This is a genomic window from Ruegeria sp. BI12, from assembly GCF_056537985.1.
Genome location: NZ_JBQFSL010000001.1, coordinates 931,213 through 945,909 on the forward strand (window position 1 = coordinate 931,213; position 14,697 = coordinate 945,909).

The 14,697-nt window shown below is 58.0% G+C and carries 15 protein-coding genes; 10 read left to right on the top strand and 5 right to left on the bottom strand.

Annotated elements, in window-relative coordinates; all coding sequences use genetic code 11:
• The first annotated feature begins 19 nt into the window (after positions 1-19).
• From ACR0AK_RS04845 to ACR0AK_RS04870, 6 genes are all read left to right on the top strand, one after another.
• Positions 20-766 carry a GNAT family N-acetyltransferase gene (locus tag ACR0AK_RS04845; RefSeq protein ID WP_480792557.1) on the top strand — a complete coding sequence of 249 codons (747 nt, stop codon included), beginning with the start codon at positions 20-22 and terminating at the stop codon, positions 764-766.
• On the top strand, positions 763-1,947 hold the full coding sequence (locus ACR0AK_RS04850) for an MFS transporter (RefSeq protein WP_480792558.1): 1,185 nt from the start codon (positions 763-765) through the stop codon (positions 1,945-1,947). Before ACR0AK_RS04845 ends, ACR0AK_RS04850 begins: the two co-directional genes overlap by 4 nt.
• Before the next feature lie 316 nt (positions 1,948-2,263).
• The gene (gene dusA, locus ACR0AK_RS04855; protein ID WP_480792559.1) at positions 2,264-3,259 is read left to right on the top strand and encodes a tRNA dihydrouridine(20/20a) synthase DusA; all 996 of its coding nucleotides are present in this window, start codon (positions 2,264-2,266) and stop codon (positions 3,257-3,259) included.
• A 40-nt stretch (positions 3,260-3,299) separates the two neighbouring features.
• Positions 3,300-4,124, top strand: a complete 825-nt coding sequence (locus tag ACR0AK_RS04860) for a sulfite exporter TauE/SafE family protein (protein WP_480792560.1) — start codon at positions 3,300-3,302, stop codon at positions 4,122-4,124.
• Entirely contained in the window at positions 4,121-4,903 is a 783-nt protein-coding gene (locus ACR0AK_RS04865; RefSeq protein WP_480792561.1) for a hypothetical protein, read from the top strand. Before ACR0AK_RS04860 ends, ACR0AK_RS04865 begins: the two co-directional genes overlap by 4 nt.
• 33 nt (positions 4,904-4,936) lie before the next feature.
• Positions 4,937-5,665 (top strand): SpoIIAA family protein, encoded by a 729-nt coding sequence (locus ACR0AK_RS04870; RefSeq protein WP_480792562.1) that lies wholly within the window; start codon positions 4,937-4,939, stop codon positions 5,663-5,665.
• A 268-nt stretch (positions 5,666-5,933) separates the two neighbouring features.
• On the opposite strand, the gene ACR0AK_RS04875 is transcribed toward ACR0AK_RS04870, so the two are convergent.
• The 3 genes from ACR0AK_RS04875 to ccmI are packed head-to-tail and all read right to left on the bottom strand — an operon-like array spanning position 5,934 to position 7,873.
• Positions 5,934-6,167: a DUF1289 domain-containing protein gene (locus ACR0AK_RS04875; protein WP_170564789.1), complete on the bottom strand. Its 234-nt coding sequence runs from the start codon at positions 6,165-6,167 to the stop codon at positions 5,934-5,936.
• Between the two features lie 18 nt (positions 6,168-6,185).
• Positions 6,186-6,650 (bottom strand): Holliday junction resolvase RuvX, encoded by a 465-nt coding sequence (ruvX, locus tag ACR0AK_RS04880; protein WP_170414538.1) that lies wholly within the window; start codon positions 6,648-6,650, stop codon positions 6,186-6,188.
• Positions 6,647-7,873: a c-type cytochrome biogenesis protein CcmI gene (gene ccmI, locus ACR0AK_RS04885; RefSeq protein WP_480792563.1), complete on the bottom strand. Its 1,227-nt coding sequence runs from the start codon at positions 7,871-7,873 to the stop codon at positions 6,647-6,649. The genes ruvX and ccmI overlap by 4 nt, the downstream gene beginning before the upstream one ends.
• Positions 7,874-8,069: 196 nt before the next feature.
• On the opposite strand from ccmI, the gene ACR0AK_RS04890 reads away from it, so the two are divergent.
• From ACR0AK_RS04890 to ACR0AK_RS04905, 4 genes are all read left to right on the top strand, one after another.
• Positions 8,070-9,314, top strand: coding sequence for a sarcosine oxidase subunit beta family protein (locus ACR0AK_RS04890; protein ID WP_170564783.1), 1,245 nt, complete (start codon positions 8,070-8,072; stop codon positions 9,312-9,314).
• A gap of 76 nt (positions 9,315-9,390) precedes the next feature.
• A complete protein-coding gene (locus ACR0AK_RS04895; RefSeq protein ID WP_480792564.1) occupies positions 9,391-9,720 on the top strand; it encodes a sarcosine oxidase subunit delta in 330 nt (109 codons plus the stop codon).
• Between the two features lie 43 nt (positions 9,721-9,763).
• Positions 9,764-12,778: a sarcosine oxidase subunit alpha family protein gene (locus tag ACR0AK_RS04900; protein ID WP_480792565.1), complete on the top strand. Its 3,015-nt coding sequence runs from the start codon at positions 9,764-9,766 to the stop codon at positions 12,776-12,778.
• The gene (locus tag ACR0AK_RS04905) at positions 12,771-13,337 is read left to right on the top strand and encodes a sarcosine oxidase subunit gamma (RefSeq protein ID WP_480792566.1); all 567 of its coding nucleotides are present in this window, start codon (positions 12,771-12,773) and stop codon (positions 13,335-13,337) included. The genes ACR0AK_RS04900 and ACR0AK_RS04905 overlap by 8 nt, the downstream gene beginning before the upstream one ends.
• A gap of 39 nt (positions 13,338-13,376) precedes the next feature.
• Here ACR0AK_RS04905 and ACR0AK_RS04910 read toward each other — a convergent pair whose 3' ends face one another.
• Together ACR0AK_RS04910 and ACR0AK_RS04915 are read right to left on the bottom strand one after the other, a co-directional pair.
• A complete protein-coding gene (locus ACR0AK_RS04910) occupies positions 13,377-13,766 on the bottom strand; it encodes a hypothetical protein (RefSeq protein WP_480792567.1) in 390 nt (129 codons plus the stop codon).
• A 100-nt stretch (positions 13,767-13,866) separates the two neighbouring features.
• Positions 13,867-14,628: an FkbM family methyltransferase gene (locus ACR0AK_RS04915; RefSeq protein WP_480792568.1), complete on the bottom strand. Its 762-nt coding sequence runs from the start codon at positions 14,626-14,628 to the stop codon at positions 13,867-13,869.
• Positions 14,629-14,697: the final 69 nt, after the last annotated feature.

A 14,697-nucleotide genomic window follows, 5' to 3' on the forward strand; every position in this document is an offset into this window, starting at 1 on the left:
TACCGGAAAGGACGCTGCCATGTCAGTGCGCAAAAACGAACACGGCCAATTGATTGGGATGGCTTTACCGAATTGGTCAGGAGCCCAGCACCCTGGGCACAATGAAATGGCCGGTCGTTACGCGCGTCTGAGCTCGCTGGATCCGTTGACACATACGAATGACCTTTTCGAGGCGTTCGGCAAGGATCGCCTGGGCAAAATCTGGACCTACAACTTCATTGGACCGTTCAACACGATCTCGAGTCTGAGGGCCTGGACCGACGGTGCAAGCGGTGTTCACGCGCAACCCTATTTCGCCGTGGTCAATCAGGAAACCGGTACGGCGTCAGGAATTGCAAGCTTTATGCGCATCCAGCCCGAACATGGCGTGATGGAGATCGGCGGCATCACTTTCGCACCCAGTTTGCAGCGCACAAGGGTTGCGACCGAGGCGATCTATCTGATGATGCGGCGCGCCATGACCGAACTGGGCTATCGCCGACTGGAATGGAAATGCGACGCACTAAACGCGCCTTCGCGTGCAGCGGCAGAGCGTTTCGGTTTTAGTTTTGAAGGCGCGTTCCAACAGGCGATCACATACAAAGGACGCAACAGGAACACCGCTTGGTACGCACTTTTGGATCGTGAATGGCCACCAGTCGAGCGCGGTTTCCAAGCGTGGTTGGCGTCAGAAAACTTCGATGAAAGTGGTCAACAACGCAACAAACTCTCGGACCTGATTGCGCATGAGCGTGCCAATCTCGTTGAACAGGAGGGCGTTGGATGAATCGTCTGACCATGTTCACCCTGTTCTATGCCGCCAGCTTTCTGCAAGCGGGCGCATATGGGCTTACTTTCATGTTGCCGCGCCTGTTCGAGACCTTTGGCGCCAACGAGAAAATGGTTGGCGTAATGCTATTCGTCACCACCATCGCGACGCTGGTCACTGTATACTTTGCCGGGCATTTGTCGGACAGGTTCGGGCGCGTACGCACGCTGGGTACAGCTTGTCTGTCTATTGCAGCCGCGCTGACCGCCTATGGCCTCGCTGATGGCGTCGGGGTGCTTCTGATTTTCGCCAGCGTCGCGATCGGGTTTGGTTGGGGGCTGACGTACGCGCTGTCCCCTATCGTTCTGACGGGCCTCGTAACGACCGCCGAACGGGTGCGCTATTTCGCTATTCTGTCGGTGGCTTTGATGGCGGGGTTCGGTCTGTCACCGGTGATGGCGTCTATGATGGAAAATTCCGGCTTGTCGGTGAATTTTGCATTCTTCGTTACCGCTGCGCTGTGCGCTTTGGCTGGGGTTGTCTTTTTTGCCCTTATCAAGCCCATTCGCATGCTGTCCGAACCCAACGGCCCTGAAGTGCGTTCATCCCTGTCGCGGGCCAGTGTCGCCGCAATCATGCGTTCGCGCGCGCGGTTGCCTGTGATCATGGTCTGCCTCGGTGCGTCTGTCTTTGCCGGAATGAACAACTTTCAGACTGTTTTCGCGGATGAGCGAGGATTGGATTACGCCGACTACTTTCTGGTCTACACAATTACAGTAGTCTTGTTTCGGGTTGTGCTGGCGCAGTTCAAAGGCGGCGGCAATCCATATATGACAATTGCGGTCCTGCAATATGTGATGTTCGGATCCGTGGTGCTGTTCATGGGGATTGGCGGCAATGCTCCGATGTACTTGGTCGTCGCATTCTTGTTCGGTATTGGTTACGGAGTGAGTTATCCGATCCTGGCAGCAATGACAGCCAATGATGCCGATCAGGAGCTTCTACCCCAGACTCTTCAGTTCTTCGCACTTTCGTACTTCATCGGTATCTTCGGCTTCCCGCTCATTGCCGGTTGGATGATCGTGGAATTGGGTGGTTTTGCGCTGCTGATCCTTGTGGCTGCCTTGGCCGGGGTCGAGGCAACTATGGCGGTCATGCGCGGGGCGCAGAACCGCAAGGACGTGTTGGCCAGAACATGACCCGAACTATTCGCGCGCGTTCTGCCTAAAGGATTCGCTTTCACAGATGTTCCCAATTTGTTGCGGCGACGAGGAAACCTGATCGCCCCGACAAAATGTTTGTGGGGGTTTATCACCGTTTTCTCTTTTAAATTCAGCCATTCAGAGAGGGTGGCGGCTGTCGCGGCTTGAGCCTTTGCAAGGGGCAGTGTTCTGCGGTTTCAGTTGTGCTACACGAAAGCAACTCTGAATCCAAAAACCGCCAAAACCGCGGCGATATAACCGGAAAATCCGGAACATCGTGCTGCATGTTTTTGGGGGGCGTTGAGGTTACGAATTGAAAAGTACCGTACAAAGAGCAGCGCGTCTCAGCGTGGCACCCATGATGGACTGGACAGACCGGCATTGTCGGTTTCTGCACAGGCTGTTGAGCCAGAACGCGCTTCTGTACACCGAAATGGTAACTGCCCCGGCGTTGGTGCGCGGTGGCGCGTTGCATCTGTTGGATTACAGTCCGCAAGAACACCCCGTCGCCCTTCAATTGGGCGGTTCAGACCCAGAGGAATTGTCGCAAGCAGCCCGGCTGGGTGCACAAGTTGGCTATGATGAGATCAATCTGAATTGTGGTTGCCCCTCGGATCGGGTCCAATCGGGCACTTTCGGGGCCGTGTTGATGAATGACCCCGCCCGCGTTGCGGATTGCGTTGCCGCGATGCGCGATGTCGTTGATGTCGAGGTTACGGTCAAATGCCGTATTGGTGTCGACGATCAGGATCCCGAACAGGTCCTACCCGAGTTTCTGCAGGCCATTCATGCTGCCGGATGCCGACGAGTAACAATCCACGCGCGCAAGGCTTGGCTGCGGGGGCTAAGCCCCAAGGAAAACAGGGATATCCCGCCCTTGGACTATGATCTTGTGCATCGGATTAAGGGGGCGTTCCCGGATCTGCATATTTCGATCAACGGTGGGATTACGTCTCTGAAACAGGCGAAGGCGCAATTGGATGCCGGGCTGGACGGGGTCATGATTGGCCGCGCCGCTTATCATCAGCCCACCGATATTCTGGCCGAGGCCGATGCCCTGATTTTCGGTGGTGGACGGATGGCTGATCCGGTTGATGTCGTTCACAAAATGGTGCCCTATGTCGAAAATCACCTTGCCGGTGGTGGGCGTCTGCACCAGATCACGCGTCATATGCTGGGTCTTTTCGCCGGTCGCCCCGGTGCGCGCGCCTGGCGGCGGGCTCTGTCCGAGGGGGCGGTTCACGAGGGGGCCGGCTCCGAAGTGATGCTGCGAGCTCTGGACAGTATCGCGCCTTTGGCAGAGGTTTGAAGAGAACGGAATACGGCCAAATGGCCGGTTTGGGGGGATGATGCCCGAGACGATGTTGCTGGCCCAGATGCTGGGCCTTTTGCTTGTAATCGGGGCGCTGGCCGGTGTCTTGGCTGGCTTGCTGGGTGTTGGCGGCGGTATCGTTTTGGTGCCCGCGTTTTTCTATGCGTTCCAAACACTTGGATATGGCGGCCCTCAGTTGATGCAGCTGTGTCTGGCGACGTCTTTGGCTACCATCATCGTCACATCACTACGATCCGTCCTGGCGCATAACAAGAAAGGCGCGGTGGACTGGGATATCCTGCGCAGCTGGGGGCCGGGAATTGCAGTGGGGGCCATTGTCGGCGTGCTGGTCGCTTCGGCACTGCGAACCGAAGCGTTGCAAGCGTTGTTCGGCGTGTTGGGTATGGTCATTGGCGCATATCTGGGTTTGGGCAAATCAGAATGGCGGCTTGGCGACGCGATGCCAAAAGGCGTGAAGCGGGTGCTTTTGTCGCCCTCGGTCGGATTTCTGTCAGTACTAATGGGCATTGGTGGCGGCAGCTTTGGCGTGCCGCTGATGAGCCTGTTCAACACGCCTATTCACAGGGCGGTTGCAACGGCCGCAGGTTTTGGTGTGATCATCGCGGTGCCTTCGGTTTTGGGTTTTCTGTTCCTGGATATCGCGCCTGAACACCGCCCTCCGTACACAATCGGCGCGGTCAATCTGATCGCTTTTGCAATTGTTGTAGCCATGACAATGATCACTGCGCCCTGGGGCGTAAAGCTGGCGCATGCGATGGATCCCAAGCCGTTGAAGCGTGTGTTCGCGGTTTTCCTAACGCTGGTTGCCTTGAATATGCTGCGTAAGGCGCTGGGGCTGTGAGCGTTTTTTGGGACAAAGGTTGGATCAGGTTTCCGTACGACCCGACGCTGGCCCAATGGGTGGAACATGCTTTGCCGCAAGCCAGTGCCTCGGTCACAGATCCGACCTTTGCGGAATGGTTGGATTGCGAAGGCACGTGGTTCATCGGCGTGGACGCACTGGACAATGATCCAGAGGGCAGGGTGGCGCGATCGGATGTTTTGTCGGGTCAGGCTATGGACTTTATCTCTGAACACTACGGGCGGTTGCCTCTGCACAAAGGGCAGGTCTCGGTCGTTTACCCCGGTTACCCCCGCCCACGTCGCGGCGAGGGTGAAGCGGCCACCAGATACCGGCGAAGCCGTGATGCGGCGCATGTCGACGGATTGCGCCCCATGGGGCCGGATCGTCGACGCCGGGTGGATGAACCGCACGCGTGGATTCTTGGCATCCCTCTGACCGAGGCCAGCGCGGATGCCGCGCCGATGGTTCTGTGGGAGGGCAGCCACCAGATACTGGGCGCTGCATTCGCACAAGCGATGAAAGGCCTACCCAAGGACAGCCTTCACCAGATCGACGTAACCGACATATATCAGGCGGCCCGTCGCGAGGTGTTTGAGACCTGCCATCGCATCGAGCTGCCAGCAAAACCGGGCGAATCCTATCTGCTGCATCGCCACTGCCTGCACGGCGTCGCGCCTTGGGCCGAGGGTGCGACCGCTGGCCCGGATGGACGGATGATCGCCTATTTTCGCCCCGAATTCGCCGGGGGAGTAGCCGAGTGGATCGAATCCCCCTAACCTGTTGCCATTATTCAGGTTTGGAGATTTTCGATGATTACGGTTCACACGGATTCTGATGGGGCCCAGATCGAGGTCGAGCTGTCCGGCGAAGTGACGAGCAAGGACTACAGCGAGACATTGGTCCCCGCGATAGAAGCGGCGCTTGAGGCTCATGATGCGGTGCGCCTGTTGGCGATCGTGCAGCCAGAGTTCAAAGGCTATGATCTTGGGGCCGCTTGGTCCGATACCAAGCTGGGGCTCAGCCACTGGCGCGGTTTTGACCGTATCGCTGTTGCAGCCGATCAGGGCTGGGTGCAGACGAGCATTCGTTTGGCGGCGCCTATCCTGCCTTGTCCTGTTCACGTGTTCGAATTGGCAGAGCTTGAAGTCGCGCGCCGTTGGATGCGCGAATCCTTGGGAGCCATCCACGTCACCGATTTGGGCGGACCCTGTGTGCAGATCAGCCTGATGGGCAAGCTGGACCCCGAAGAATACCAGCAGGCAGAACGGGATCTGGATTCCTTATTGAGTTCAAAAAACGGATTCCGCCTTTTGATCGACCTACGCGAGTTCGACGGTTGGCAGGGACTGACGGCATTGGCCGCACATTTCCGTCTGGCCCGAGGACATGTGGGACTGCTGGATCGCGCGGCCATCGTCGGAGACAAATCCTGGCAGCACATGGCGCAGCGTGTCGCCAGTCACGTTCTGGGTGCCCGCACACAGTTCTTTCCTTCAGAGGAATTTGAGAACGCAAAATCCTGGCTTGCAGCCGGATAGCGCGACCATGATCAAGGCGGCAGATTTCATCTGGCTTTACCATTACGTCAGGTAAATTTGCCGGCTGTTTATTTTTTCTTGATCGGCCGGTCAAAAAAAGCTTACACATGTGTTGTTCTTCCGCCTGACCACATCGGGAGATCATTTATGCTGAAGAGCGCCGCTGTGGGTTGCCACTCACTTACGCTTGTCTTCGAACTTGATCCCCCCTCGGAGTTCAGACCAACCCGCAGCGGCGCGAATTCAGCTTAAAAATCACAAATGAACATCAGGATTTATTCATGCGCGCTGCACGTCCGCCGCGCCGTTTGGCAAGGCGTGGCTTGCGTGTGGGCAAGTCTTCCATGATTTCAGCCCGCTCGTCGCTGTCCATTTTCGACCAGCGCGTGATCTCATCAATGGTGCGATAACAGCCGGTACAGATGCGTTCGGTCGGGTGCACGACGCATATCTGGATGCAAGGGCTTTCGACCTCGTTCCTTTTCCAGACCATGTTTGTCATCGGTGTACCCCGTTTCCCTCACAGAAAGCGCAGCCTATCCAGCGCTCCTTGCAGAATATAGCCGGCTGCGACGTGATCGATAACCTGTCCGCGACGTTTTCGTGTCGTATCCGCCTCAAGCAGTGCCTTTTCCGCCGCAACAGTGCTAAGCCGTTCGTCCCAAAAGCCTATGGAAACCTCGGTCAGGCGCGACAGGTTTCGGGCAAATGCACGGGTCGATTGACAGCGGGGACCTTCGGTTCCGTCCATGTTTCTGGGCAGGCCGAGTACGACGCCGCTGATCTCGCGGTCCGCGATGATTTCCAGAAGTCGGGCAGAATCCAGTGTGAATTTCTTGCGCCGTACCGTCTCGAGGGGAGTTGCCACACCGCGCATCCGGTCGGACACGGCGACACCGATTGTTTTTTCACCCAAATCTAATCCGATAAGCGCCGTCATGGGCGGCAATGCGGCGGCGAAGTCTTCGAATTCGTCATGGATCATTGTGCGATACCTGCCTGAAGCGCGGCGGCGTCGATGATTGCAAGGGCATCGGCATTGTCGGCAAAGACTGCCATGGCTTCGTTTCTGATGTCGATGGCGCGCTGTCCTTCGCCCAGAACGCCCAAAGCGGCGATCAGACGGGCCCAATCCTCGGGCGCGCCCCCTTCGGTGGCCAGCCGGTCCGAAAGCTGGTTGACCATGCCGCGGATCATCTCTTGCCTTTCTTCCGGGGTAAGCGCCTCGGCAGCCTCGATGTCGTCCTGACTTGGGCCAGGCCCAGCAGGAGCTGACATCTCGGGCGCGTTGAACACGCCAGCGCGAAACGCCAGTTCATCCAGTTGCGTGAGAATTGCGTCGACCCACGGAGCTCCGGCTGGCGCATTACGCAACGCGTCTGTCCAGATGCGATAACCGATGTCGGGACGCCCGACTTGCACCATCATCTGGCCCAGGTAGTACAGTGCCGGGCCATGGCGTGGATCGCGTTTTAATGCTTCGCGCAATGCGGTTTCGGCTTCGGGTGACACATATCCACCCGCCGACAGGATCATCATTTCGGCAAGATGCGAATAAGCGTCTGCAGGGACTTCGTCGCCGGACAGTTCGATCACCCGCTGCTGCGCCTTGTATGCGGCAGGAAAATTGCCTGCGTTCGCCTCGTGCTGCGCCAGCAGAATATGGCCTTGCAGGTCGTCGGGACGCGCCTCGACGGTTTCACGCAGTTGTTCCAAAAGTGCCGCGTAGCTCTCTTCCAGCTGAGGCAGGGGAGCTGGCGCGGTGGTGGCTTCGAATTCGGCCTGGCTGGGGCGTTCGGCGCGCAAGGTTTCTGCCCGCTCTATGCGCAGCGACAGAGGTTGATCCGGCAGTCCAGCCGCACCCATCCGGTCGTACATCCAGGCGGCGCCGCCAACAAGAACAAGCCCCACGGCAGCGATTGCCGTGGCAGAGGCCCATCGTGGTGGTCCCGGTCGGCTGGCCTGTGCCTGCATCTGGGCGTCTGCCGCAAGAATTCGACGCGAGATTTCTGTACGCACTCGTTCCGCATCGGCTTCGCCAATGACACCTCGGGCCAGATCCTTGTCTACGCCCGCCAGTTGCTCGCGATACACACGCAGGTCATAAGCCGCTGCGGGTTCGCGTGTGTCGCGCGTTCGCAGGATGGAATAGCCCAAGACCACTGCAGTTACGGCAGCGGTTAGGATGATCAGGACCCAGAACGACATGGCTTCTCCGATTTGGCTGCCCTGACTTAGACCTCTCGGCGGGCCGACAAAAGGGACAAATGGCCGCTGGTCGCCTTCATGTCGCAATAATGGGGCCTATGTCGCAATAGTGCGATATTACGGCGTTGAACGGCAGGGGCAAGTTGCCGTTACGCGGCATATCTTCGCCCAATCACCGAACCGGATGGATTCGCCTATGAAACACTATTCAGCCTTTGCTGTGGCGCGCGAAGCGCTGCGCTATCACACCGGATGGGAACGCGCCTGGCGTTCGCCCGAACCCAAGAAGAAATATGACGTGATCATCGTCGGTGCTGGCGGTCATGGTCTGGCCACAGCGTACTATCTTGGCAAGAACTACGGCATCCAGAATGTCGCCGTGATCGAAAAAGGCTGGCTGGGCGGCGGCAACACCGGCCGGAACACAACCATCATCCGCTCGAATTATTTGCAGGATCCTTCGGCAGCTATCTATGAAAAAGCGCGAGGCCTCTACGAAGACCTGAGCCAGGACCTGAACTATAACATCATGTTCAGCCCTCGTGGCGTTATGATGCTGGCCCAGACCCAGCATGAAATTCGCGGCTATCAGCGCACGGCGCACGCGAATGCGTTGCAAGGGGTTCAGACCGAGTGGATCACACCCGAACGCGTCAAGGAACTGGTGCCGATCATCAACATCGACGGCCCGCGCTATCCGGTTTTGGGCGCATTGTGGCAGGAACGCGGTGGTACCGCGCGTCACGACGCCGTGGCGTGGGGCTATGCCCGAGCCTGTTCCGCGATGGGCATGGACATCATCCAGCAGTGCGAAGTCACCGGTGTCCGCTCTGACAATGGCCGCGTCGTCGGTGTCGACACCACCAAGGGCTCAATCGACTGTGACAAGCTGGGCATCGTCGTGGCTGGTCACTCTGGTCAGTTGGCCGAGATGGCGGGCTTCCGCCTGCCGCTTGAGGCGATTGCGCTGCAGGCGCTGGTCTCCGAGCCGATCAAACCCTGCATGGATGTGGTCGTGATGGCCAACACCGTGCACGGCTACATGTCGCAATCCGACAAGGGCGAGATGGTGATCGGCGGCGGTACTGACGGGTTCAACAACTACACCCAGCGCGGTTCGTTCCACCATATCGAAGAAACTGTCCGCGCGCTGGTCGAGACCTTCCCGATGATCTCGCGTCTGAAGATGCTGCGTCAGTGGGGCGGTATTGTGGATATGACCGGCGACCGGTCTCCGATCCTGTCAAAAACGCCGTTGGGCGGCTGCTTTATCAACTGCGGTTGGGGCACCGGTGGTTTCAAGGCTATTCCGGGCTCGGGCTGGGGCATGGCACAGCTGATGGCAACTGGTCATTCACCGTTGACCGAAGCCTTCACACTGGACCGTTTCAAAGAGGGCCGCTTCATCGACGAAAGCGTCGCCGCAGGCGTGGCGCACTGAGGGTCGGACCCATGAGTGCCATTGTTTCGAATTCTGGTTGGCCAAACTGCCGACCGACCGCCAAAAGGATGATCACATGTTGATCCTGAATTGCCCTTACTGCGGCGTGGACGCCGAAGAAACCGAACTGGCCGCAGGTGGCGAGGCGCATCTGAAGCGCTTTGGTCCCGGTTCGTCGGATAACGAATTTCACGACTACCTGTTCATGCGGGAAAACCCCAGAGGCGTTCATTTCGAACGCTGGCGCCACAGCAACGGCTGCGGCAAGTGGTTCCACGCCGCACGCTGCACGCAAACGCTTGAGGTGTTCGGGACGTATTCCGCCCAGACCACTGAGCTACCGCAAGAAATCAAGGACGCGATCACTGCAAAGCGCCCTGGCTGGAAGTGGAGAGACTACGAATGATCCGCGCCGCCATCCATAATTCCGCCTGCGAAAGGTCCGCAACATGAGCACCCGTCTCGCAAAACAAGGCCGGCTGATTGACCGGTCGAAACAGGTCACCTTCACCTTCAACGGCACCTCGATGCAGGGGTACGAGGGGGACACGCTTGCCTCAGCCCTGCTGGCCAACGATCAGATGATGATGGGCCGGTCGTTCAAGTATCACCGTCCGCGCGGCGTCGTCGCCAGCGGCGCGGAAGAGCCGAACGCATTGGTCGGTCTGGGGCAGGGCAACCGGTTCGAGCCGAACCAGCGCGCCACCACGACCGAACTGTTCAATGGTCTGACTTCGGTGTCGCAGAACCACTGGCCGAACCTTGAATTCGACATTGGCGCGGTGAACACCGCGTTGGCGCGGTTCCTGCCTGCCGGTTTCTACTACAAGACGTTCATCCATCCCAAGCCATTCTGGAAACACGTCTACGAACCGATCATTCGTCAATCGGCTGGTCTGGGTAAAGCGCCCGACAAGGACAACCGCGACGCAGACACTTACGAACACTTCTACGCCTTCACCGATGTTTTGGTGATCGGCGGCGGGGTCGCCGGATTGCAAGCGGCCATGACGGCAGCTGAGTCCGGTGCCAAGGTTCTGCTGATCGAGCAGACCGCACATTGGGGTGGGCGCGCTCCGGTGGATGGTGGGACCATCAACGATGAGCCTGTGGATAAGTTCGTGGAACAAATGGTTTCCAAATTGGAAACAATGAGCAACGTAACCATGCGTAACCGCTGCATGGGCGCGGGTGTCTACGACCACGGATACGTTCTGGGTTACGAGCGTCTGAATGACCACAAGCCGGGCTCACAAGGTCCGCGCCATCGCTTGTGGCGTATTCGGGCCAAGCAGGTTGTCACCGCGACGGGTGCAATCGAACGCCCGCTGTCATTTGCGGGCAATGATGTGCCGGGCGTCATGCTGGCTGCGGCTATGCGGGACTATGTGGTGAACTGGGGCGTAACCCCGGGCGAGCGAGTGATCGTTGCGACCAACAATGACGACGCATACCGCACCGCAATTATCCTAAAACAGGCAGGCGTTGATGTACTGCGTGTGGTCGATGCGCGCGCGGCTGCCGGGCCTTTGGCGGAAGAGGCGCGACAGCTAGGCATTCGGGTTGATCCCGGAAAGGCTATTGCCAAAGTCAAAGGCGGTAAGCGCGTCAAGAAGGTTGCGATCTGCAATCAGGAAGGCATCGGTGGCGCTCGCGAAGAAGTTGAGTGCGATGCGGTTGCCATGTCTGGCGGTTGGTCCCCGGTTGTTCACATGTGGTCGCATTGCGGAGGCAAGCTGATTTGGGACGAGGCGCACGCGCATTTCCGCCCTGATCCGGCGCGGCCACCACTGGGGGCGAACGGTGAAGGATTTGTTGTGGCTGCCGGAGCGTCTAATGGCCCTCTGGCATTGGGCGATGTTCTGACGGACGCGCACGCTGCGGGCAAAGCGGCCGCCAAAGCAGCTGGCTTCAAGCCAAAGAACACCAAGGCTCCGGCTGGTGAGGCCACGCAAGAGGCAGCTATGCAAGCGGTCTGGCTGATGCCCGCCAATGCCGAAGTGCAGTTACGCATGAAATCCTGGCTGGACTTCCAGAACGACGTAAAAGTCTCTGACGTGCAACTGGCCGCGCGCGAAGGCTATGAAAGCGTCGAGCATACTAAGCGATACACTACACTGGGTATGGCGACAGACCAGGGTAAGTTGAGCAATATCAACGGGCTGGCGATTCTTGCTGATGCCCTGGAATCGGAAATTCCGAAGGTGGGCACCACGACGTTCCGTCCGCCATACACGCCCATTTCGATGGGTGCGATTGGCGGCGAAGCGCGTGGCGACGTGTTCCAACCGATCCGTCAAACGCCGATGCATGACTGGCACGATAAGAACGGCGCGGATTGGGAACCGGTCGGCCACTGGCGCCGGACCTACGCCTATGTGCGCCCCGGTGAATCCGTGCATGACGCAGTAAACCGCGAGGTCAAGAATACCCGCGAAAACCTTGGTCTGCTGGACGCGTCGACGCTGGGCAAACTGATCGTCAAAGGCCCGGATGCCGGCAAGTTTCTGGACATGATGTACACCAACATGATGTCCACGCTGAAGGTCGGCAAATGCCGCTATGGCCTGATGTGCTCGGAAAACGGTTTCCTGATCGACGACGGTGTTGTTGCTCGCATCGACGAGGACACCTGGCTGTGTCACACAACCACCGGCGGAGCGGAACGCATCCACGGTCATATGGAAGAATGGCTGCAAACCGAATGGTGGGACTGGAAAGTCTACGTTGCCAACGTGACCGAGCAATACGCTCAGGTCGCCGTGGTCGGCCCCAACGCCCGCAAGGTGCTGGAAAAGTTGGGCGGCATGGATGTCAGCAAAGAGGCGCTGCCATTTATGGAATGGCGCGACGGTAAGATCGGTGATTTCGATTGCCGGGCCTACCGCATCTCGTTCTCGGGTGAGCTGTCGTATGAAATTGCGGTTCCCGCCAGCCAGGGTCAGGCATTCTGGGATGCATTGATGGATGCAGGTAAGGAATTCGGTGTCATGCCATACGGCACCGAATGTCTGCACATCCTGCGGGCCGAGAAGGGCTTTATCATGATCGGGGACGAGACTGACGGCACCGTGATCCCGCAGGATCTGGGGCTGCACTGGGCGCTCTCGAAGAAGAAAGAGGACTACCTCGGTAAACGCGCCCATTCACGCAGCCATATGGCCGATCCGGACCGCTGGAAACTGGTCGGTCTCGAGACTGTGGATGGTTCTGTCATACCCGACGGTGCTTACGCAGTCGGCGAGGGCGTCAACGCCAACGGTCAGCGCAACATGATCGGGCGTGTGACCTCGACATATTACTCGGCCAACCTCGGAAAAGGCATCGCCATGGGGCTGATCAAACATGGTCCGGACCGGATGGGCGAGATTGTCGAGTTCCCGGGCACCGATGGCAAAACCTACAAAGCTAAGATCGTGGACCCGATCTTCTACGACAAGGACGGGGAGAAGCAGAATGTCTGAACCGATCAGCGCACTGAATCACGCCAGCTATGACGGCATCGCCACAGTCGAAGAAACCGGCCTGCAGGGCATGATCACTTTGCGCGGCGACCTGTCCGATAAGGTGTTAGCCAAAGCGGTAAAAGACGCCACCGGGCAGAAAATGCCCGGCCAGCGTGAGGCCCTGGTCGATGGTCAGACCGGCGTTTGCTGGATGTCCACCGATGAATTGTTGGTGCTTGTTCCCTACGCCGATGTCGAGGCCAAACTGGCCGCAATGACCAAAGCGCTCAGCGGGACACACGCGTTGGCCGTCAACGTTTCGGACGCCCGGGCGGTTTTCCAAATCTCTGGCGTGAAAGCCCGTGAGGTGCTGGGCAAACTCGCCCCGGTCGAGTTATCGGCTGAGGCGTTCCAGCCCGGACAAATCCGCCGTTCACGGCTGGCGCAGGTGGCCGGGGCGTTCTGGATGGACGATGATCAGACTTTCCGTGTGGTCTGTTTCCGATCTGCTGCGGACTATGTATTCAAACTGCTTAAGGTTGCTGCGCAGCCGGGCAGTGAGGTTGGGGTCTACTAACCTCCGAACAAAAAAGCCCCGGGAAGACCGGGGCTTTTTTTATTTTACAATAGCGCAGTTGCCTGTGCCGTAAGGTTTGTTTGCAGCGCTGACATTGACGAAGCTGCCGCGAACTTTGATTTTGTTCTTTGCGGGATCCAGATTGGCTTGGTAGCGCATCCGAAAATCTTGACCTTCCGAGCTTTGGAGGGTGACATTCCATATGACGCGATAGGTGTCATTGCCACGGACGCTCAGGCTGGCATCCATCCAGTCGTGATACCCGCTGACAACCTGAGCGGTTTGCGCGGAAGGATCTATGCGGAATTGGTATTCAGGAGCGATCCAACCATCCCTTCCTTTCACTTTGCAATGATAGGTGGTGCCGTCAGCCAAAGCCGCCTGAGCAAAAACTGAAGCAGCGGCAAACATTAAGAAACGTAGTTTCATTTATTCTCAATCCAGTAAATCCAGCCACCTGTTTTCAGCAATCTCAGGTGGAAAACACAAGTAGAATTTCGCGCTAGATCCAGGAATGCGTAAGAATAATTTAGCGCGATAACAAAACTGTATGGTAGCGCTTTAAGGCGTCGGGTTGCAGCAACGTCTGCAGGTCGAGAGGCCGCCCCTTTTCATCCATGGCATTTGTATAAAATGAGAGGCTGTCCAAAAGGGATTCAGTGTAACGGAAAGCTTTGTCTTCGCCGAGGAGCGGCGAATGCAGCGACAGATACAATGCTGGACGTTGTTTTTGTAACCATGGCAGCAAACTTGGCAGAACCATGAACTCGGCCCCCTCGATGTCCACTTTGACCAGTGAGACGTTGGTGAGATCACTCGCCGCCTCGAACTGGCTCCAAGCAATGGTCAAAGCGTCGCTACCATGCGCGCCGTCATGCAAGAGCGAACTGGTGGAATCCCCCGGTTCTCCCCTCACTGACGCCATGCGGGCTACTCCGAACCGATCTGATAGCGCCACGCCAAAGGCCGAAACGTTGTCAATGCCGTTGAGATCCAGATTCCACGCAAGATGCCGATACGCTGTGGGGTCCGGTTCGAAACACCAGACATGCCGTGCCTTGCGGGCTCCGTACAGCACCGTTGGTCCAATCCAGGCGCCGATGTCCAGATAGTCGCTGTCCGGTGACAGATACTGGTCAAGCACTCCGAAGGTTTCAGGTTCCCATCGACCTTCCGATGCCTTGCGCCAGAATTTCGAATGATAAGGGTCCAGTCGAAACGGCTCGCCATTCAACTGGCCCGCATAGTATCCGCGGGCGCGGTAAAACATCTTGCGCGCCTGTGTAAGCATCGCCTGCCTCCGGGTTTTCTTGTCTCGGCTCTTGACCTGCGGCGGCTGCCAAAGCATTTAACCTTGGGA

Bases quoted from the DNA above. Each gene is read 5' to 3' on its own strand.
- ACR0AK_RS04890 (WP_170564783.1), top strand. From the start codon at position 8,070: ATGAAACACTATTCAGCCTTTGCTGTGGCGCGCGAAGCGCTGCGCTAT.
- ACR0AK_RS04870 (WP_480792562.1), top strand. From the start codon at position 4,937: ATGATTACGGTTCACACGGATTCTGATGGGGCCCAGATCGAGGTCGAG.
- ACR0AK_RS04875 (WP_170564789.1), bottom strand. From the start codon at position 6,167: ATGACAAACATGGTCTGGAAAAGGAACGAGGTCGAAAGCCCTTGCATC.
- ruvX (WP_170414538.1), bottom strand. From the start codon at position 6,650: ATGATCCATGACGAATTCGAAGACTTCGCCGCCGCATTGCCGCCCATG.
- ACR0AK_RS04850 (WP_480792558.1), top strand. From the start codon at position 763: ATGAATCGTCTGACCATGTTCACCCTGTTCTATGCCGCCAGCTTTCTG.
- ACR0AK_RS04845 (WP_480792557.1), top strand. From the start codon at position 20: ATGTCAGTGCGCAAAAACGAACACGGCCAATTGATTGGGATGGCTTTA.
- ACR0AK_RS04895 (WP_480792564.1), top strand. From the start codon at position 9,391: ATGTTGATCCTGAATTGCCCTTACTGCGGCGTGGACGCCGAAGAAACC.
- ACR0AK_RS04910 (WP_480792567.1), bottom strand. From the start codon at position 13,766: ATGAAACTACGTTTCTTAATGTTTGCCGCTGCTTCAGTTTTTGCTCAG.
- ACR0AK_RS04915 (WP_480792568.1), bottom strand. From the start codon at position 14,628: ATGCTTACACAGGCGCGCAAGATGTTTTACCGCGCCCGCGGATACTAT.
- ccmI (WP_480792563.1), bottom strand. From the start codon at position 7,873: ATGTCGTTCTGGGTCCTGATCATCCTAACCGCTGCCGTAACTGCAGTG.
- ACR0AK_RS04905 (WP_480792566.1), top strand. From the start codon at position 12,771: ATGTCTGAACCGATCAGCGCACTGAATCACGCCAGCTATGACGGCATC.
- ACR0AK_RS04900 (WP_480792565.1), top strand. From the start codon at position 9,764: ATGAGCACCCGTCTCGCAAAACAAGGCCGGCTGATTGACCGGTCGAAA.
- ACR0AK_RS04860 (WP_480792560.1), top strand. From the start codon at position 3,300: ATGCCCGAGACGATGTTGCTGGCCCAGATGCTGGGCCTTTTGCTTGTA.